The 18837-nt window shown below is 64.2% G+C and carries 21 protein-coding genes; 10 read left to right on the top strand and 11 right to left on the bottom strand.

Features of this window, described 5'->3' with window-relative positions; all coding sequences use genetic code 11:
- Positions 1-27: 27 nt before the first annotated feature.
- On the top strand, positions 28-1830 hold the full coding sequence (locus BZG29_RS01110; protein ID WP_150130782.1) for a DUF6600 domain-containing protein: 1803 nt from the start codon (positions 28-30) through the stop codon (positions 1828-1830).
- Positions 1831-2179: 349 nt separating this feature from the next.
- Complete coding sequence (locus BZG29_RS01105) at positions 2180-2476, top strand: DUF493 family protein (RefSeq protein ID WP_070257888.1); 297 nt, start codon at positions 2180-2182, stop codon at positions 2474-2476.
- On the opposite strand, the gene BZG29_RS01100 is transcribed toward BZG29_RS01105, so the two are convergent.
- Positions 2469-3674 carry a multidrug effflux MFS transporter gene (locus BZG29_RS01100; RefSeq protein WP_077398302.1) on the bottom strand — a complete coding sequence of 402 codons (1206 nt, stop codon included), beginning with the start codon at positions 3672-3674 and terminating at the stop codon, positions 2469-2471. The genes BZG29_RS01105 and BZG29_RS01100 overlap by 8 nt on opposite strands.
- Positions 3675-3799: 125 nt before the next feature.
- Here BZG29_RS01100 and BZG29_RS01095 point away from each other — a divergent pair, with 125 nt between their 5' ends.
- From BZG29_RS01095 to BZG29_RS01070, 6 genes are all read left to right on the top strand, one after another.
- Positions 3800-5272: a PLP-dependent aminotransferase family protein gene (locus tag BZG29_RS01095; protein WP_077398301.1), complete on the top strand. Its 1473-nt coding sequence runs from the start codon at positions 3800-3802 to the stop codon at positions 5270-5272.
- A gap of 75 nt (positions 5273-5347) precedes the next feature.
- Entirely contained in the window at positions 5348-6052 is a 705-nt protein-coding gene (lipB, locus tag BZG29_RS01090) for a lipoyl(octanoyl) transferase LipB (protein ID WP_077398300.1), read from the top strand.
- A gap of 37 nt (positions 6053-6089) precedes the next feature.
- Positions 6090-7100 (top strand): lipoyl synthase, encoded by a 1011-nt coding sequence (gene lipA, locus BZG29_RS01085; RefSeq protein WP_077398299.1) that lies wholly within the window; start codon positions 6090-6092, stop codon positions 7098-7100.
- Positions 7101-7404: 304 nt separating this feature from the next.
- Entirely contained in the window at positions 7405-8073 is a 669-nt protein-coding gene (gene ung, locus BZG29_RS01080; RefSeq protein WP_077398298.1) for a uracil-DNA glycosylase, read from the top strand.
- A gap of 105 nt (positions 8074-8178) precedes the next feature.
- Positions 8179-8490, top strand: coding sequence for a DUF1778 domain-containing protein (locus tag BZG29_RS01075; protein ID WP_077398297.1), 312 nt, complete (start codon positions 8179-8181; stop codon positions 8488-8490).
- Positions 8465-8947, top strand: coding sequence for a GNAT family N-acetyltransferase (locus BZG29_RS01070; protein ID WP_171984914.1), 483 nt, complete (start codon positions 8465-8467; stop codon positions 8945-8947). Before BZG29_RS01075 ends, BZG29_RS01070 begins: the two co-directional genes overlap by 26 nt.
- 92 nt (positions 8948-9039) lie before the next feature.
- On the opposite strand, the gene BZG29_RS01065 is transcribed toward BZG29_RS01070, so the two are convergent.
- The 4 genes from BZG29_RS01065 to BZG29_RS01050 all read right to left on the bottom strand — a co-directional run bounded on the left by BZG29_RS01065 (position 9040) and on the right by BZG29_RS01050 (position 13076).
- Positions 9040-11211, bottom strand: a complete 2172-nt coding sequence (locus BZG29_RS01065) for a TonB-dependent receptor (RefSeq protein ID WP_077398295.1) — start codon at positions 11209-11211, stop codon at positions 9040-9042.
- Positions 11212-11313: 102 nt separating this feature from the next.
- Positions 11314-11652 carry a hypothetical protein gene (locus BZG29_RS01060; RefSeq protein ID WP_070312667.1) on the bottom strand — a complete coding sequence of 113 codons (339 nt, stop codon included), beginning with the start codon at positions 11650-11652 and terminating at the stop codon, positions 11314-11316.
- 67 nt (positions 11653-11719) lie between these two features.
- Positions 11720-12541, bottom strand: coding sequence for a helix-turn-helix transcriptional regulator (locus tag BZG29_RS01055; protein WP_216350340.1), 822 nt, complete (start codon positions 12539-12541; stop codon positions 11720-11722).
- Positions 12531-13076, bottom strand: a complete 546-nt coding sequence (locus BZG29_RS01050) for a YbhB/YbcL family Raf kinase inhibitor-like protein (protein ID WP_077398293.1) — start codon at positions 13074-13076, stop codon at positions 12531-12533. The genes BZG29_RS01055 and BZG29_RS01050 overlap by 11 nt, the downstream gene beginning before the upstream one ends.
- A gap of 215 nt (positions 13077-13291) precedes the next feature.
- Between BZG29_RS01050 and BZG29_RS01045 the strand changes: the two genes are divergently transcribed.
- Together BZG29_RS01045 and BZG29_RS01040 are read left to right on the top strand one after the other, a co-directional pair.
- Positions 13292-14449, top strand: coding sequence for a PepSY domain-containing protein (locus BZG29_RS01045; RefSeq protein ID WP_077398292.1), 1158 nt, complete (start codon positions 13292-13294; stop codon positions 14447-14449).
- An 89-nt stretch (positions 14450-14538) separates the two neighbouring features.
- On the top strand, positions 14539-14961 hold the full coding sequence (locus tag BZG29_RS01040) for a PaaI family thioesterase (RefSeq protein ID WP_076564607.1): 423 nt from the start codon (positions 14539-14541) through the stop codon (positions 14959-14961).
- A 68-nt stretch (positions 14962-15029) separates the two neighbouring features.
- Here the strand turns inward: BZG29_RS01040 and BZG29_RS01035 are convergent, their stop codons facing one another.
- The 6 genes from BZG29_RS01035 to BZG29_RS01010 form a co-directional block, all read right to left on the bottom strand.
- Positions 15030-15725: an anti-sigma factor gene (locus BZG29_RS01035; protein ID WP_077398291.1), complete on the bottom strand. Its 696-nt coding sequence runs from the start codon at positions 15723-15725 to the stop codon at positions 15030-15032.
- Positions 15722-16312, bottom strand: a complete 591-nt coding sequence (locus BZG29_RS01030) for a sigma-70 family RNA polymerase sigma factor (protein WP_077398290.1) — start codon at positions 16310-16312, stop codon at positions 15722-15724. The genes BZG29_RS01035 and BZG29_RS01030 overlap by 4 nt, the downstream gene beginning before the upstream one ends.
- 217 nt (positions 16313-16529) lie before the next feature.
- On the bottom strand, positions 16530-17051 hold the full coding sequence (locus BZG29_RS01025) for a peroxiredoxin (protein ID WP_077398289.1): 522 nt from the start codon (positions 17049-17051) through the stop codon (positions 16530-16532).
- 86 nt (positions 17052-17137) lie between these two features.
- Positions 17138-17824, bottom strand: a complete 687-nt coding sequence (locus tag BZG29_RS01020; protein WP_077398288.1) for a BON domain-containing protein — start codon at positions 17822-17824, stop codon at positions 17138-17140.
- Positions 17817-18413: a phosphoheptose isomerase gene (locus BZG29_RS01015; protein WP_071325998.1), complete on the bottom strand. Its 597-nt coding sequence runs from the start codon at positions 18411-18413 to the stop codon at positions 17817-17819. Before BZG29_RS01015 ends, BZG29_RS01020 begins: the two co-directional genes overlap by 8 nt.
- A gap of 57 nt (positions 18414-18470) precedes the next feature.
- Positions 18471-18830, bottom strand: coding sequence for a YraN family protein (locus BZG29_RS01010; RefSeq protein WP_077398287.1), 360 nt, complete (start codon positions 18828-18830; stop codon positions 18471-18473).
- Positions 18831-18837 lie beyond the last annotated feature (7 nt).

The following is an 18837-nucleotide window of genomic DNA, read 5'->3' as shown; positions in this document are numbered from 1 at the left end:
TCTGTCCGTCCTGCCTGGAGCGCTGCCATGCGTCCGACCCTATCCTCCCCTTTTCTCAACACCGTGTGCGCCGTGCTGCTGTCGTCGGCGTGCTCCCTGGCCCTGGCGCAGGACCCGCCCGCCCGCGTGGGGCGCATTTCCACCGTCGAAGGGCAGGTGCTGGTGCGCGCCGGCGAGGGCGAGGCGCAAAATGCCCTGCTGAACTGGCCCGTCACGACGGATAACCGGCTAACCACCATGCGCGGCGCGCTGGCGGAATTGCGCGTGGGCGCGGCCGCCGTGCGCCTCGATGGCGATTCCGAGCTGGAAGTGAGCGAGCTCGATGACGACAGTTTCAAATTGCACCTCGGTTATGGCACGGTCAGCGTGCGCGTGCGCAACCCGGACGCGCTGCGCGGCTTCGAGCTGACCACGGCCCAGGCGCGCGTGATCCTGACCCAGCCGGGCTGGGTGCGCATCGAGGCGGGGCGCCAGCCCGGCACCAGCGTCGTCAGCGTGCTCGACGGCGCGGCCGACGTGGATGGCGCGACGGGCAGCGTCACCTTGCGTGCAGGCAAGCGCGCCGAGCTGACGGACGAGGAATTGCGCACGGGCGCCGCGCAGAGAGTCTCCTTCGACAACTGGCCCGAAGCCTTGCCTGCCGCCGCGCCGGCCTTGCGCTATGTCACGGACGATACGACCGGCTATGAAGAGCTGGACCGCTATGGCGCCTGGCAGGACGATGCGGAATACGGCCCGCTGTGGCTGCCTGCCAGCGTGCCGCTGGGATGGGCGCCGTACAGCGACGGGCGCTGGACGTGGATCGCGCCATGGGGCTGGACCTGGGTCGACAATGCGCCGTGGGGCTACGCGCCCTCGCATTACGGCCGCTGGGTGCTGCTGGGCCACCGCTGGGGCTGGGCACCGGGCCGCGAGCGCGGCCGCGTGCCCTGGGCGCCGGCCCTGGTGGGCTGGGTCGGCGGCAATCACGGGACCGGCCACGGCCAGCAGCCGGGCGTGGGCTGGTTTCCCCTGTCGCCGCACGAGCGCTACGTGCCCGGCTACCGCGCCAGCGCGGACTATGAGCGCCGCCTCAACCGCGTTGCCGAGGGGCGCCGTTCCGTGGCGGGCGAGCGCGAACGCCGCGAAGGCATGACGATGCTGCCGGGCGAGCGTTTTGGCGGCGCGCGCACGGTGAACGTGCCGCGCCGCAATCGCACCATCATGCCGGCCCCCGTGCTGCAAAGCATGCCCTTGAGCACGCCGCCTGCGCCGGCGGGCAACTGGCAGCGTTCCGTCGATGCGCCGCGCCAGCAAGATGGTTTCCGGCGCGACTGGGGCAACCGCCCTGGCCGCTTGCAGACGGACGATGGCCAGACGCACCTGGCGCCGCGTCCCATGCAGCCGAACCGGCCGCCCGTGCCAGTCCAGCCGCCGCAGCCGCCGATACCGGCCCAGCCCGTGATGCCGGCGGCGCCTTCCTTGCCGCCCGTGCAAGATCCGGTGGCGCATCCCGGATGGCGTGGCGAACAGCGGCCGCGCACCGAGCGGCCGCAGCCGCCGCGCCCCGCCATCGAGCGTCCTGCCGAGGTGCCGCGCCCGGACGGCAACCGCTGGGAGCGTGGCGGCCGCCGCGAAGTGCTGCAGACGGCGCCGCCTGCCATGCCTGCGCCGCCGCCCGTGGCCCAGCCGCGGCCCGCGCCGCCGCCGATGCCGGCTCCTGTGGCGCGTCCGGCACAGGAGGCGCGCGGGGGCGAACGCAGCGGGCCTCCGCGTGAACGGAACAATGACCGGGGCAATGAGCGCGGCGGCCCCGGCCGTAATGGCCGGATGCAGGAAGCGGAGCGCTGAACTGGCCGCTGGCGCTGGCTGTCTGTCCGTCCGGTCATGGATTAACGACGTTCAAGCCGCCAAACCGACAGTTCGTCACATTTCAGCGGTCAAGCCGCAGTGTTTTGTCTACAGTGGAGTCATTGCAGCACAGCGCAATGCCTGCGCGGCTGACAGCACCGATTTTCCGGCTATTTTGTCCAAACGAAATAGTTTTCGCCAGCTTACAAAGCTGGCTTTTTTTTTCCGCGCCCCTGGCGCCATGGCAACGGCGCAGGCGCCGCCAAAGTTGGCTACAATACGCCTTTCTGCAGCCGCCGCGCGCCATGCGCCGCGCCGTCTGTTCTGACCGGCACTGATTGGATTTCCCATGCAAACCACCCCACCCACCGAAGTGACGATTCCTCCCAGCGAATCGCTGATCGAATACCCGAGCGATTTTCCCATCAAGATCATGGGCCCGACGCACGTCGATTTCGCGCCGACCATGCTGGAACTGGTGATCAGCCACGATCCGACCTTCCACGCAGGCCGCATGGAAGAGCGCCCATCGGGCAAGGGCAATTACACGGGTCTGACCGTCACCGTGCGCGCCATCAGCCGCGAGCAGCTCGATGCCCTGTACATGGCGCTGTCGGGCCACCCGATGGTCAAGATCGTCATGTAAGGCTGGCTGCCGTCACGCTGGCCCGGCTCTTCGTGAGCAGCCAGACGGCGGCAAAAGCGCCACTGGCCGTCGCCGTCACCCACAGCAGCGGTTGTGCGCTGCCGTCCGTGATGGCGGCGATGACGGCGCCGCAGGCGGCCGTAATGGCCATCTGTACGAAGAAGAACAGGCCCGAGGCGCTGCCCGCCTGGGCGCCATACGGCTGCAGCACGGCCAGCTGGCAGGCGGGAATCGCCATGCCCACCGACACCATCACCAGCAGCATGGGCGCCACCAGCGACGCCACATGCTGCGGCGCCAACGTACCCGCCAGCAACAAGCTGGCCGCACCCGCCACATTGATCAGCACCGCCACGCCCAGCATGTAATCGGCGCCCAGGCGCGGTCCCAGCGCGCGAAACAGGCTCGACCCCGCGATATAGCCGCTCACCGTCAGTCCGAACACCAGCGCATACGCACCGGGCGACAGGTGCATGCCCCTTTGCAACAGCACGGACGATTCCGCGATGAAGGGGAAATACGTGCAATATACACAACCGATGGCCAGCGCATAGCGCAGGAAATACGCGTCGCCCAGCAGGCGGCGGTACAGCGCCAGGGTATTGCCCTGCGGCACGACGCTGGCCGGCCTGGTTTCCGGCACGTAGACGATGATCAGCCACAGCGACAGCGCGCCCAGCAGGCATAGCGCGCCAAACACGGCGCGCCAGCCGAATGCCGCGTCGAGCACGCTGCCGGCCAGCGGCGCCAGGATCGGCGACAAGCCCATCACCATCGAGATTTGCCCCAGCATGCGCGCCTGCGTGGCGGGGTCGAAGCGGTCGCGCACCATGACCCGGCCGATGATGGTGCCGCTGCAGCCGCCGAACGCCTGCAGCACGCGCGCGGCGATCAGCACGTGCACATCGGAAGTCACGCTGCAGACGATGCTGGCGAGCACAAAAATTCCCGTGCCGGCCAGCAGCACGGGGCGGCGTCCGTAGCGGTCGGCCAGCGGCCCGCACGCGAGCATCGAGGCGGCCGAGCCGGCCATGAACAGGCTCAGGGTCAGTTGCAACTGGGCATCGCTGGCATGCAGGGCATCGGCCATGGCCGGCAGCGAAGGCAAATAGATGTCGATGCTGATGCGCGACAGGCAGACCAGCAGCAGCACGATGGCGCCCCAGGCCCACAGCGGCAGAGATGTGTTTTTGATCATTGTTTCCAAGCGCAAGATTGCAGGTGCGCCCCGCTGGCGCACCGGAACGGTGAGAGTAGAATGTTTGTGGTGTAATGCGAAGTGCCAGTCATCAGAAAATTCATTGGACCACTTGGACGATTATTATGCCGCGAGGAAAATCACCGCACGCCCTGGACTTGCCTCGCCCCACCAGCTGGCTCGACAAGGCGGGCGTCAACAAGCAGGATGGCGCGTATGAAGCGCTGCGCTCGGCCATTCTGACGAAGATGCTGCCGGCCGGCAGCCGGCTGCCGTCCAGCCGCACCTTGGCGGAACGGTGGGAGTTGTCGCGCGGCACCATCGAAACCGTGTTCGACCGCCTGCACGCGGAAGCGTACGTGACGCGCGTGCCCGGTTCCGGCACGCGCGTGTGCGCCGTCGTGCCGGAACGCTTCCTGATGGCAGGCCTGGGCGACGCCATTCCCGCTCCGCTGGCCGTGGCGCCCGCGCCTGCCTCGGATACGGGCGTGCGCGACGGCTTGCCCTTCGTGGCGCGGCGCGCCGACGCCAGCCTGTTTCCCATGGCCGCCTGGTCCAAGTGCGCCACGCGGGCGCTGGCGGCCGCCACGCCGGAGCAGTTGTGCAGCGCCGATCCGGCCGGCTTGCCTGAACTGCGCCAGCAGATCGCCGATTTCCTCGCCAAGTACCGCGGCGTCCGCTGCGACCCGCAAGACATCGTCGTCACGACCGGCATCCGCCACGCGATCGACTTGCTGGCGCGCAGCATCGTGCGCGAGGGCGACAAGGTGTGTCTGGAAGAACCGGGCTACCCGGCCGCGCGCGCCCTGTTCGCCCTCGCGGGCGCCGTGCCGGTGGATATAGCCGTCGACGCCGAGGGCATCGATTGCGCCGCCCTGGGCGTGCACGCGGATGCCCGCCTCGCCTACGTGACGCCGGCGCACCAGTCGCCGCTGGGCGTGACCATGTCCGTCACGCGCCGCCTGGCCTTGCTGGAATGGGCGAACGACAGCGGCGCATGGGTGCTGGAAGACGATTACGACAGCGAATTCAATTACCAGAGCGCGCCGCTGGCGGCCCTGAAGGCGCTGGACCAGTACCAGCGCGTGATTTACTGTGGCAGTTTTAATAAGACCCTGTTTGCCGGCCTGCGCGTGGGCTTCATGGTGCTGCCGCCCGCCTTGCGTCCGCAGTTGCTGCGCACCCTGCAGTTGACGGGCCGCTCCGTGGGCGTGACGGAGCAGCTGGCGCTGTCCGCCTGGATGGAGGATGGCGCTTTCGTGCGCCATTTGCGCCAGGCGCGGCTGGCCTACAAGGAGCGGCGCGACCTGCTGCTGGCCTGCCTCGAGCAGATTGCCCCCGGGCGCTACGCGATTTCCGGCCAGCAGGCGGGTTTTCATTGCGTGCTGTGGCTGCCGCCGGATACTGACGAGCGGGCCTTTTGCGCGCGCGCGGCGCACGAGGGGCTGGCGCTGCAGCCGCTCGGTGATTTTTGTCACAGCGCAAAATTGGCGCCGGCCGTGCTGCTCGGCTACACGGCCCTGAATGCCGCCCAGATACGCCATGCTGCACAAAAATTAGGCAGATTGCTGCGGTTGCCGGAGTCTGCCCCGGAATGAAACGGCGGCCTGGCTTATAATCACGGCTTCGCCGCAGCGTCCGCAGGGCGCCGGCAGCTGATTACAGAATCCGTCATGACCACCACCCGCACCGAAACGGCGCTGATCCGCGAGCTGGGCCGCGTCGATTACGAGCCGACCTTTGCCGCCATGCGCGCCTTCACCGACGCGCGCACGACCGACACGCGCGACGAACTGTGGATCGTCGAGCATCCGCCCGTATTTACTTTGGGCCTGGCGGCCGACCGCGGCCACCTGCTGGCCGGCGCGGAGAATGTGCCCGTGGTGCAGACGGACCGGGGCGGCGAAGTGACGTTCCACGGTCCCGGACAGGTGGTGATTTACCTGCTGATGGACTTGCGCCGCAACAAGCCGGGCGGCAAGCTGTATGCGCGCCAGTTCGTGCATAAAATCGAGCAAGCCATCATCAACGTGCTGGCGGCGTATAATCTCGCTGGCGAGCGCATCGATGGCGCGCCCGGCATCTATATTGCCGGCGGGCCAGACAAGGGTGCGAAGATCGCCGCGCTGGGCTTGAAAGTGCGCGGCAACGGCTGCACCTACCATGGCGTATCGCTCAACGTGGCGATGGACCTGGCGCCGTTTTCCTGGATTAACCCTTGCGGCTATTCCGGCCTGAAGACGGTGGACATGCGCAGCATGGGCGTGGTGGCGCCGCTGGCCGAGGTGCAGCGGGCCCTGGCCCAGGAATTGACCGTATTACTCGATGTAAGCGAAGTAAACAGCGCCGCAGGCGCGCCTCAGGCAGCGGATGCCTGAGCAAACAAACCAACATGCCCGTCAAGGGCTTGCAGCCATGACTTCTGAGACCATTTCCAGCACCGCCCCCGCCGCTCCCGCCGCCTACAACCCGAGCGAAAAGCAAAAAGGCGCCAGCAAGACCTCGCGCATCCCGATCAAGATCATTCCGATCGAGCAAGTCGAGCGCCTGAAAAAGCCGGACTGGATCCGCGTCAAGGCCGCTTCGGCATCGACCCGCTTCTATGAAATCAAGGACATCCTGCGCGAAAACAAACTCGTGACGGTGTGCGAGGAAGCCAGCTGCCCGAACATCGGCGAATGCTTCGGCAAGGGCACGGCCACCTTCATGATCATGGGCGACAAGTGCACGCGCCGCTGCCCGTTCTGCGACGTGGGCCATGGCCGCCCGGACCCGCTGGACAAGGAAGAGCCGGCCAACCTGTCGAAAACCATCGCCAAGCTGCGCCTGAACTACGTCGTCATCACCTCCGTCGACCGCGATGACTTGCGCGACGGCGGCGCCGGCCATTTCGTCGAGTGCATCCAGCAAACGCGCGCCCTGTCGCCGAACACCCGCATCGAAGTGCTGGTACCCGACTTCCGCGGCCGCCTGGAAAAAGCCCTGAACCTGTTCAAGGATGGCTTGCCTGACGTCATGAACCACAACCTGGAAACGGCGCCGCGCCTGTACAAGGAAGCCCGTCCCGGTTCCGATTACATGCACTCGCTGAAACTGCTGAAGGACTTCAAGGCCATGTACCCGGACGTCAAAACCAAGTCCGGCATCATGGTGGGCCTGGGCGAGACGGACGAGGAAATCCTGCAAGTCATGCGCGACATGCGCGAGCACGATATCGACATGCTGACCATCGGCCAGTACCTGGCGCCATCGAACAGCCACTTGCCCGTGCGCCGCTACGTGCACCCGGACGTGTTTAAAATGTTCGAGGAAGAAGCCTATAAAATGGGCTTCACCCACGCCGCCGTGGGCGCCATGGTGCGCAGCTCGTACCACGCGGATGAACAGGCGCACAGCGCCGGCGTGGAATCGGCGCTGAATTTCTAAGTAATCCTCGGGAAATTATTGTGAATTTATGACGAACAGAACCGGATGCTGTGCAAGGCGCCTGCAGCGACGCAGTGCGAGCACTGCTAGCTGCGGGCAACACCGCACAGCGCCGGTTATGGAAGTCAGAAAACACAATAATTTATTGGGGGTTACTTAAGCACCTTGCGCCGTATCAAAGCCGCCCGCGATAGCGCTGGCGGCTTTTTTTTGCCTGTGCGTATCGTGTCCACCTCATGCGGCTGAGCGTCCTATACTGGCATGCTGAAAAAGCATGGTGGACGAATCGGCTATGAGGTGACGCATGGACGTACGCATCGATGCATCGTGGAAGGCGCGGCTGGAGGGCGAGTTTGTCCAGCCCTACTGGGAACGCCTGGCCGCCTTCGTGAAGGAAGAGTATGCGGCGGGGCCGTGTTTTCCGCCGGGTAAATCCATCTTCCGGGCGTTCGACCTGACGCCGTTCGAGCAAGTCAAGGTGGTGATTCTGGGGCAAGACCCGTATCACACGCCCGGTGCGGCCATGGGGCTGTGTTTTTCGATTCCCGAAGGCACGCCGCCACAGCCTAGCCTGCAGAATATCTTCAAGGAATTACACAGCGACGTGGGCGTGGTGCGCACGCGCACGGATTTGTCCGACTGGGCCGAGCAAGGCGTGTTCTTGCTCAACAGCGTGCTGACGGTGCGCGCCGGGGTGGCAGGCTCGCACGCCGCCAAGGGGTGGGAAAAGCTGACGGACAGCGCCATCGGCCACCTGTCCGCCGAGCGCGAACACCTCGTGTTCATCCTGTGGGGCGGCTACGCGCAAGCCAAGCGCAGCCTGATCGACCCCGGCAAGCACCTGGTGCTGACGGCGCCGCATCCCTCTCCCTTGTCGGCCAGCAAAGGTTTCTTTGGCAGCAAGCCATTTAGCCAGACAAATGCGTATCTGCTGGCGCATCAGCATGCAGAAATCAGATGGGGCGATACATAGTGGTGACATTTTGTCTCCACTATGGCTTATTTTATCTCCGCCATGTGCTATGCTCATAGTGATATCCGACGACACCCGAACCAACCCGACGACACGAGCTAAATAATGAGTGCGACTGAAGAACGCGGCCGTATTACGGCCAGGGTTTCCGGCTCGATTGCCGAGAAACTTCAAGAAGCGGCTGAGCTGACCGGCGCTACCTTGAATCAATTCCTCGTGCAAGCTGCATTGGAAAAGGCGGAAATGATCATCGATCGCGAATACCTGATCCGCTATTCCCGTCGCGACGCCGCCATGATGATCGATTTGCTGGAAAACCCGCAGGGGCCGAATGCGGCTTTGACGAAGGCTTTTGAAAATTATGCACAGAAAGTAGAGAATGGCGTACTTCGTGACAGTACTGAAAGCAATACATGATGTAACAAGGTTTCGTTGCGGTACACCGGTATTGGATACGTGGTTGCAGACAACAGCAAGGCAGCATCAGCGGCATGGCGCATCGCGCACGTTCGTGCTGGTCGATGAGGCTGATCCTACGGAAATTATTGGCTATTTTTCATTGGCGATTCGTAGCATGACCCCCAGGGAGGCTATTCCCGTCGCCATGATGAAGAAGTTGCCCAGCAACGTACCCGGCTTTACCTTGGCGCGGCTTGCTGTCGCGCAGCGGCATCAGCGTCGCGGCTTTGGCGCATTGCTGCTGGTCGCGGCCATGAAGCGCGTGCAATCGGTCGCAGCGGAGGTGGGCGGCTTTGCCCTGTTTGTCGATGCCAAAGAGCCGCAAGGCATGCAGTTTTATCAACAGTATGGTTTTACGCCCCTCCCCGACGATCCGCTGACCATGCTGCTACCCATCGCCGATATTCCCCATTAAAACAGCATCCCGATAGACGTCACGAGATCGTTTCTCAACGGCAACCGACAGCGGCAGGCGTTGCTCCCTGCCGCTGTCTTCGCGCGTAACTTTTAGAAGCTTGTGGACAGGCCAGCGTAGAAACTGCGGCGGGCGCCATACTGCGGCGCTCCCACGCCCACGCCGGAACCGTCGCGCAGCAGGTAGGACTTGTCGAACAGGTTGATCAGGGCCAAACGTCCTTCCACCTTGCCGAGCGGCGTGTTTTTCCACGTGTGCGTGAGCGCCGTGTTGACGGTGAAGTAACTCGGCAAATGGCCGGAATTCGGTGCGTCGCCATCCGGTGTCATGCGCAGGCCGCTGCCGTAGAGGAAGTCAGCGCTCACTTGCGAATCGCCGAAGTGATAGTGGCCGCCACCGGACAGCGTGTATTTCTGGTCATGATCGAGGTAGACATAGTTCTTGCTGATGTAGTTCAACTCATCGGCGCCAAACAGGGCTTGGCCCGAATTGATGTTGCGGCCCTGCGCCTTTTGCGTGCTGGCGTTGAGGAACAGGCCCCAGTTTTTCTCGCTGTAGATGGCGGACAATTCCAGGCCCTTGGCGTAGCCGTCCGCATAGTTGAACGGGGTCAGGATCAATGCCTGGCCGAACTGGCCTTCGTCGAGCAGGTTGTTGATCTTTTTATAGTACACATCGGCCGTCAGTGTCAGTTTTGAATTGACCTGGTGGCTGATGCCCACGTCATAGTAGTGCGTGCGCTCGGCCTTGACGTTGTCGGACTGGCCGATTTCCGGCGCATTCGTCGTGTTCGCGTACAGGTCGATACTGCCCTGCGCGGCCAGTTCCTGCGGCGGCGGCGTGAAGTAGCGCGAATAGCCCGCGTGCAGGGCCGTGCCCGGCGCGATCTGGTACGCCAGATTCACGCGCGGACTCCATTGCTGCTCGTTCGTGTAGGCCGAGACCTTGTCGAAGCGGGCGCCATAGTTCAGGGTCAAAGGCTTGCTGATGTGCCATTCATCCTGCAGGTAGACACTGGCCAGGGTGCCCGTCTTGCCGCTGTTGTCCAGAATGCTGACCGGCGTGGTGGCGGTTTGCGCCCCGTCAATACTCGGGAACACGGCCACCGCATTGTCGCTGGTCGTCTTCTGGCGCGTGTAGGCCAGGCCCGCGCGCACGGTGTGGTCCTGGTGCAGCTTGTAGCTGATGTCGAACTGGGCACCGGAAGCGCTGTTGGCGCGGCGCGCATCCGAGGCCACGCCGTTGTAGATCAGGTCGCCAATGGCGTCGGGCGTGAAGTGCAGTTGCGAATACTGGTGGAAGGCCGACACCTGGTAATTGACGTCGCCCAGGCTCTTTTGCAGCGACAGCACGAGAAAACGGTTCACTTCGCGCTGGTTTTCATTCAGTTGCGACGACGGCAAGGTGGACGTGCCCGCCTGCGCATCGCTGTGGCCGGCCAGCGAGAAGCCCGGTGCCTGGTCCGGGTTGTTCGGGATCTGGAAGCGGCCGTTATACGTGCCGAACATGGCGCCCAGGCGCGTGTTGTCATCGAGAAAATACGACAGGCTGCCGAACGATTTGTTCTGGCGCGTCTTGTCGTGCAGGGCGCTGCGCGTAGCCTGCGGGTTTTCCACGCCCAGGGAATTGCCCAGGTAGCTGCCGGACAGGTAGTAATTGAACTTGCCCACGCTGCCGAAAAATTCGGCACTTGGCTCCACGTGATCGTGGCTGCCGACCATGATGCCGATGCGCCCGCCAGGGCTCAAGCCGCCTTCCTTCGTTTCAATATCGACGATGCCGGCCGTGCGCAGGCCGAACTGGGCCGGCAAGGCGCCTGTCATGAAATCCGTCTTGTCGATCAAGCGCGTGTCGATCGACTGGCCGAAGCCGCTGATGCTTTCGGGCAATTGCACGCCATTGATGCGGTATTGCACGTTGGCATGGTCGTCGCGCACGTGCAAGGCGCCGGAACCCTTCGAATCCTGCGATACGCCCGGCAGGCGCAGCAGTACTTCATTGAACGGCGTGTTGTCGCCCTGGCCCAGCATGTCGACCATGTGGCTGTCGATGCTGTAGATGGTGGTGCCGACTTTCGGCGACAGCTCGATGCGTGCGCTTTTCAAATGGGCGGACGTGACTTCCACTTTTTGCATCTCTTGCGGCGCAGCATCGGTGCCGGAGGCTGCCGGGCTGGCATCCGCAGGCTCGGCGGCATGGGCGGAAAAGCTGAACAGGCTGGCAAGGGCGAGCGACAGCGCGCTCAGGCGTGGTGTGTGTTGCATGGTGAACCTCGAAAATAGTCTACGCCAGGCGGCCCGGCGCGCATGCGGAGAACGCGGCGCGCGGCGGTGCAGCCTGAAAAAAGGATAAAAACAGCGTGGGAACTACAACGAGGCGGCAGGCGGGCCGCGCACGGGCGGCAGCAGGATGGCGGCGACGGGCGCCAGGGTGGCGGGCGCGATGGCCAGCAAGCGGTAGGGCAGTAACTGGGCGGGCGGCTCGGCGATGGCCGGCGGCACGGCGATGTCGGCCACCTTGTCGATGACCGTGGCGCACAGCGCGCACTCTTCCGCGTCGAGCGTCGTCTTGTGCAGGTGCGAGGCGGCCGTCGACAGCAGGAACACGAGGGCCAGCGCACTGAACAGCGCCACGCACAGCTGCCACGGCGTGCGCGCGAGGGCGGACGCCGGGTAAGGCTTGCGGGATGGCTGGCGGGAAGACATGGGCGCATAGTAGCAAGAAAATCGCCGCCTTGTCAGCGCTTGTTGCGTCATTTGCGCTGGAGCGGACTTACAAGGTGGCGCGCAGCTCGCGCGGCGACAGGCCATAGTGCTGGCGGAAACGGGCCGCGAAGCGCGAGGGCGAGGCGTAGCCGCAGGCGGCCGCGATGTCGCCGATGGGTAAGATGCCAGATTGCAATTCCTGCAAGGCCAGTCCCAGCCGTACGTCTTCCAGGATGGCGCGGAAATGGCGCTGCTCCAGGGCCAGCTGGCGGCGCAGGGTGGAGGCGCCCAGGTGCAGGTGGCTGGCAACCTTGGCCACGCTCCAGTCGGCGCCCGGGTCCAGCAGCAGCACTTGCTGCACGCGCGCGGCCAGCGGATCGCGGCGGTCCAGCAACAGCGGGCCGCAATGGCCGCCCAGTGCCAGGGCCAGCAGCAAGCCTTCCGCCTGATGCGCCAGCAGCGCGGGCGGTGTGCTGCCCGCCAGGCTGGCCGTCAGCTGGTCCCAGGCCAGCGCCGCGTGGGTATCGAGCGGCACGCACAGGCTGGCCGTGGCCGCCTGGCGCAGCTGGTTGTCGACGAGGCCGCCATGGCGCGCGCGGAAACGGGCGATCAGGGCCGGCGAAAAACTCAGCACTTCGGCCCGGTAGCCTTGCGCGCCGGGCAGGTTGGCCACGCCCAGTTCCTGCCCGGCCGGCATCAGCACCACATCGTGCGTGCCGGCGCGCGCCTGGCGCGTGCCCCATTCCAGCAATTTCGTTCCTTGCCGCACGCGGCACAGGGCGCTCTGGAAGACGGGCACGCGGCGCAGGTTTTGCGCGCGGCGCGCCTCGATGGTGCCGTGGGCGATGCGCAGCTCGCTCAGGGCCACCGCTTCCATCTCATCTGCCATACAGTCCCGTCAGCTGTGCCTTGCCCAGCGCGTTGGCGTTGAGCATGTAGCCGAGCATGGCGCCGCTGGCGTGCTGGTCCAGCGGCAGCTTGTCTGTTTTCAGGGCCCAGACCGTGAGCTGGTAGCGGTGCGCCTGGTCGCCCGGTGGTGGGCAGGCGCCGCCGTAGGCGCTGTCGCCGTAATCGTTGCGTCCTTGCACGGCGCCGGCCGGCAAGGTGGACGTTGTCGTTCCCGCAGGCAAGGACGTGGTGCTGGTCGGCACGTTGAACACGCTCCAGTGCCACCAGCCGCTGCCCGTGGGCGCGTCCGGGTCGTACAAGGTGATGGCATAGCTTTTCGTCCCGGCCGGGGCATTGCTCCATGATAATTGCGGCGACAGGTTGCCGCCCGTGCAGCCGAAGCCCTGGAATACTTGCGCGCTCGCCAGGCTCTGGCCGGGGGCGATGTCGCTGCTGGAGACCGTGAAATCGGCGGCGTGGGCGCCCAGGTGCAGAGCGAGGCCCAAGGTGGCGGCGAGGAGGCGGGAGGTAGTCATGGTTTTCCTTTCGATAAGTATAGGGGAAAGTGTATGCCGTGCAATATTTACCCGCGACGCCGATGCGCTCGCTGATGGTGCTGAAACGCTCGTTTTTGCGTGATTTCGACGTTCGCATGAGCGTGTTGTGTGGTTTGCCGATTTCTGACCGCGCATGTTTTTCTCTGCGGGGCTTTCATGCTATCGTTTCGCAGCCCAAATTTCCTAAAGTTTCCATGTCCCGACGCCCGATCAAGTGGTTGCTCAGCAAACTGCACCTGTACGTGGGCCTGTGGTTCGGCGCCCTGTTCGTCCTGCTGGGCTTGACGGGGTCCGCCATCGCCTGGATGCCGGAACTCGACGCGTATCTGAATCCGAATTTGTTGCAGGCGAGCACGCCCGCGCCCGGCCAGGTGTTCCAGGTGACGCCGCGCACGCTGCAAGCGGTGGTGGACCAGCTGACTGCCGACCCTGCCTACGGCCAGCCTTCGCAGATCAATCCGCCCGCCGATGCGCGCGACGTGTACGTGGCGTCGTACCGCCAGGCCGGCAAGCCGTCGCCCTTCAGCCAGGCCATCGTGCGCCAGGTGATGGTCGACCCCTACACCTTGCAAGTGAAAGGCGAGCGCGACTGGGGCCGTTTCGGCCTCACGCGCCCATTGCTGATGTCGGGCATGTTTCATTTGCACCGCTATGTATTGTCCGGCGACGCGGGCAAGACCATTACGGGTATCTCGGGCGTGATGCTGCTGCTGATGGCGCTGAGCGGCATCTACCTGTGGTGGCCGCGCCTGCAGTGGACGGCGATCAAGCGCGCGCTGACGGTGTCGCATGGCGGCTCCTGGCCCCGTTTTAATTACACGTTTCACAAGGCGGCGGGCTTTTTTGCCGCGCCCGTGCTGGCTGTGCTGGCCTTTTCCGGCATCTATTTCAATTTGCCGCAATTGATCGTGCCGCTGGTGGACCTGGTGTCGACGGTGCCGGATACGGCAAAATTGAAAAATGTGGCGCGGGACGGCACCGTGCTCGATGCGGGCCAGGCCATGGCCGCCGCGCAGCTGCTGTATCCGCAGGCGCGCGTGTCGCGCATCGTGCTGCCGGCCAGGAAAGACCAGCCGTATGACGTGCGCGTGCGCCAGCCCGGCGAAATCGCCCACGGCGACGGCGCCACGCGCATCACCCTGGACGCGCGCAGCGGCTTGCCCCTGCGCATACGCGATCCCTTGCGGGCGCCGGCCGGCGATGTTTTCCTCGGCTGGCAATTTCCCCTGCATTCGGGCCAGGCGTTCGGCGTGGCCGGGCGCGTCTTCATTACCGTCTTCGGTTTGATGCCCTTGCTGTTCCTGCTGACGGGGACGCTGGTGTGGTGGAAACGGCGGCGTGGCAAAAAATAGCTGCGGTCAGACCGTTGCGGGGAAAGTTGCTATCATCATAGTATTTTCCGGCAGATCCGCTGTCCGGATTCACCCGCACAAGGACCAGCATGAGCAATCCCGACATCACCGTAGCAATGTTGAATGAACGCGGCACCGGCCGCCTGCCCGGCCACCTGGGCATCGTCATCACGGCAGTGGGCGACGGCCAGCTGACGGCGGAATTGCCCGTGCTGCCGCACTTGCTGGCGCCGAACGGCTACCTGCACGCGGGCAGCGTGGTGACCCTGGCCGACACGGCTTCCGGCTATGGCTGCATCGTCAACCTGCCCGAAGGCGCGAGCAATTTTACGACCATCGAGCTGAAATCGAACCACCTGGGCACGGCCCGCGAAGGCACGCTCACCTGCACGGCCAAGGTTGAGCACAAGGGCCGCAACACGCAAGTGTGGGATGCCGTAGTGAAAAGCAAGGAAACGGGCAAGACGATTGCCCTGTTCCGCTGCACGCAGATGATTCTTTACCCAAAGTAAGGTAAGCAACCCAAATCAACTGCTGGGGTCAGACCCGACGGGTCAGACCCCGGATTTTTGCCTTCGGGTTAAATTTTCACCCAGTTACCTTTGTAGAGAATCGGTCCCGTCGGTCCGTTCGGATCCGGCGAACCGCCTTTCGGTTCCAGGGTAACGGCCAGCAAGGCCACGTCGTTGCCGAGGGCGCGCTGCGACAGGGCCAGTTTTATATTGCCCTTGTCGGCCAGCAAGCCCAAGGAGCGCGGGTTGCCGTTCTTCGGCACGGCCCACAGTTCCAGATCCTTATCACTTGGCACGGGCGCGTTGCCCACCATGCGCACTTCGAGCGCGCCGTGGCGGCTGTCGGCCGTCAGCAGCAGGGCCGTTTGCGCTTTTTCGTCCGTCAGGCTGGCCACATAGCTGATCTGCGGCGCCTCCATCACGCGCGTGGCCAAGACGATCACCAGCAAGGCGGCGATGGCGCTCGACGCCATGCCCAGGCCACGCCAGAACGACAGCGCATCGCGCCACAACGCCCAGCCGCCCTGCGGACGCAGGTGCAGGCGCTGCTCGATCTGCTGCCACACGCGCTTGGGCGGCGCCACGGGCGTGGCGAATTCCGCCATCGGTTCCAGGCGCTGGCGCCATTCGGCGGTGATATTGCGCAAATCGGCGTCGTTGTGCAGCCAGCCTTCGAAACGCCGCCGCGCGCCCCCTTTCAGGGTGCCCAGCACGTATTCGGACGCCAGTTTCTGGCGCAGCGCGTCATTGCCGCGGATATTCATGATGCCTCCCGTTTCGCCAGGCACGTGCGCAGCCGTTCCAGGCTGCGGCGTATCCACGTCTTCACGGTGCCGATCGGCAGCGACATCTGCTGCGCCACTTCACTGTGCGACAGGTCGTGATAGAACGCCAGGGCGACCACCTGCCGGTGCAGCCCTTCCAGGGCGGACATGCAAAACGCCAGCGCCTTGGCGTCACCGCTCAGTTGCAGCGACTCGATCGGCGTGGCCTGGGGATCCCGGAGTGCATTCATGACTTCGCTATCAAACTGTTCGGCATCGATTTCCACGGTATCGTCGCTGCGCCGCAGCACATCGAACGCCTTGTTGCGCACGATGGTGGCCATCCAGGTCATCGGCGCCGCCAGATGGCTCTGGTAAGCGGCGGCGTTGTTCCAGATGGCGACGAACCCCTCTTGCAAGGCTTCTTCAGCGAGCTCTTGCTTATGCAATATACGCAGCGCGAAGCCAAACAGTTTCGATGAGGTGGAGTTATATAGCTGGCGGAACGCGGTGGCGTCCTTGTTGCCGGCGGCGAGCAGCCAGGTTTTCAGTTGCTGCGGGTCGAGCGATTGGGCGGCTGGGGACACGGCTGGCCTTCACGAGGTGAGTGGGATCACGCCTGGGAAGGTTATAACAGATTGACAACGCTTGGCAACAAGGTTTTGTGCGGTGTTCTCCCGCCTTTAACGTCTCACAGAAGCGTAGCGAGCGGAAGCGAGTTGCGGCAGAGAAGCGGAACTGTGCTTGAGCACAGTGAGCATCGCAGGCTGCAAATCGCGACGCGCAGCAGCTTATGTGAGACGTTTAACCGGCGATGGCTGTTTCGAGCAGTTTATGCAGTTCGGCAAATTCCGGCTTGCCCACATAGCGCTTGAGGATCTTGCCCTGTTTGTCCAGGACGAAGGTGGTGGGCGTCAGGGCGACGTCGCCGTAGGCCTTGGCCGCTTCGCCCGTCACGTCGAGCGCCACCTTGAACGGCAACTGGCGCGTTTCGGCGAAGTTCAGCACGTAGTTGGCCGGATCGTATTTCATGGCCACGGCCACGAATTCCAGTCCCTGCCCCTTGTACTTGTTGTAGGTATCGACCATTTCCGGCATTTCCGCCACGCAAGTGGTGCACGAGGTGGCCCAGAAATTGACCATCACCACCTTGCCGCGCAGGCTGGCGGAGGTGATTTTCTCGCCATGGATGCCGTGGAAGGTCACGTCCGGCGCGCTTTGCTTGTCATTCAGCGACAGGTAAGCTGCCGCCGCCACGCCCGCCACGAAGACGGCGATCAGGGCTGGCTTGATCCAGGACTTGCTTGCGGAGGGCGAAGTTGACATGGCAAAGTTTCACTAATGTAGAGCAACGATGCGGCCATTATAGTCGCATCGTCAGTCTGGCGCCGTAGGTCAAACGGCGGAGGCGCTTACTGCTGGACCGTGTCGCTGACGGTGCTCGTCGTGCGCTGCTGCGGCGGATCGGGCTGCAATTGCTTCAGTTCCGCTTCCGAAATGTAGTCGAACAGCTTGACCACTTTCTGTACGCCGCCCACGCCGCGCGCCACGTCGGCCGCGACCGTGCCTTCGCGCTGGGTGACTCTGCCCATCAGGAAGACGGTGGCGTTTTCGGTGACGACCTTGAACGAGGCAGCCGAGATGGTTTTCATGTCGACCAGGCTGGCCTTGACCTTGGTGGTGATCAGCGCGTCGTTCGAGCGCGAGGTATAGCTGGCCGGGCCGGCGATGATCAATTCATTGGCCACCGATTCCACGCCCTCAATATTGCGCACTTCGCGCTCGACGGCATTTTTCATCGCCTCGTCGCGCACTTCGCCCGTCAGCAGGACGCGGCGGTTGAAGCTGGTGACGTTCACGTGGCCCACGTCGCCCACGATGGAGGGGATGCGCGATTCGCCTTTGAGGGCGATCGACTTGTCTTCGGTCTGGGCGCCCAGGGTGCGGCGGTCCGCCGCGGCAACGCCGCCCATCACCGCGCCGCCGACCATCAATTCGATGCAGCCGGTGAGCGAAGTGAGCATGGCGCCGCACAAGAGTGCGGTGGCCAGCGGGCGTTGTACGCGTTTCCAGCCTGGGCCAGTACCGAATTTAGTCATTCACGTCTCCTCCGAATAGGGCGACGTCGATGCCGTCGCAGATGCAATGTATGGTGGTCAGATGGACTTCCTGGATGCGCGCCGTGCGCTCGGCCGGCACGCAGATATGCACGTCGGCGTCCGTCAGCATCTTGCCGATGGCGCCGCCGTCCTTGCCCGTCAGCGCCACGACGCGCATTTCGCGCTCGAGCGCCGCTTCCACGGCCGCCATCACGTTGGCCGAATTGCCCGACGTGGAGATGGCCAGCAGGATGTCGCCGGCCTGGCCGAAGGCCTGCACCTGCTTCGAGAAGATGTCGCGGTAGCTGTAGTCGTTCGCCACGGCCGTCAGGATGGACGTATCCGTCGTCAGCGCCAGGGCCGGCAGCGGAAAGCGCTCGCGTTCGAAGCGTCCGACCAGCTCGGCGGCGAAATGCTGGCAGTCGGCGGCGGAACCGCCGTTGCCGCAGGCGAGGATCTTGTTGCCGTTGGACAATGCATAAAACATCAGGTCGATCGCCTGCGCAATCGGTTGCGCCAGTACGGTGGCGGCCTGGATCTTGAGTTCGGCACTTTCGTGGAAGTGCGAGAGGATGCGTTGATTATTCATAGTCTGCCGATTATAGTGCAGGCGCGCGGCATGGCGGACAAGCACTGTTAAAAATGCTTACATATCGAGGATGTTCTTCAGCCAGCTGATGCGCCCGCCATCGATGGCCAGCGCGTCGAAGCGGCACGGCGGCAAGCTCTTTTGCCCCTGCAGCCAGGTTTGCGCGGCCAGCACCATGCGCCGCTGCTTGGCCGGCGTGATGCTGGCCAGGGCGCCGCCGAAGGTGGCACTGCTGCGCAGCCGCACTTCGACGAAGACGATGGCGGCGCCGTCGCGCATGATCAGGTCGAGTTCCCCGCCCTTGCACAGATAGTTGCGTTCCAGCAGCACCAAGCCTTGCAGCAACAGATACGCGAGCGCATCGTCTTCCCCTTGCCGTCCCCGTTCCCGTTTGTTCCAGAAAGCGAAGGGCGGCATGGCCGTG

The organism is Janthinobacterium sp. LM6 (genome assembly GCF_002002885.1).
Taxonomy (GTDB): Bacteria; Pseudomonadota; Gammaproteobacteria; order Burkholderiales; family Burkholderiaceae_D; genus Janthinobacterium; species Janthinobacterium kumbetense.
Note: the sequence above shows the minus strand (reverse complement) of the source record. Positions and strands in the feature narration are given on the sequence as shown.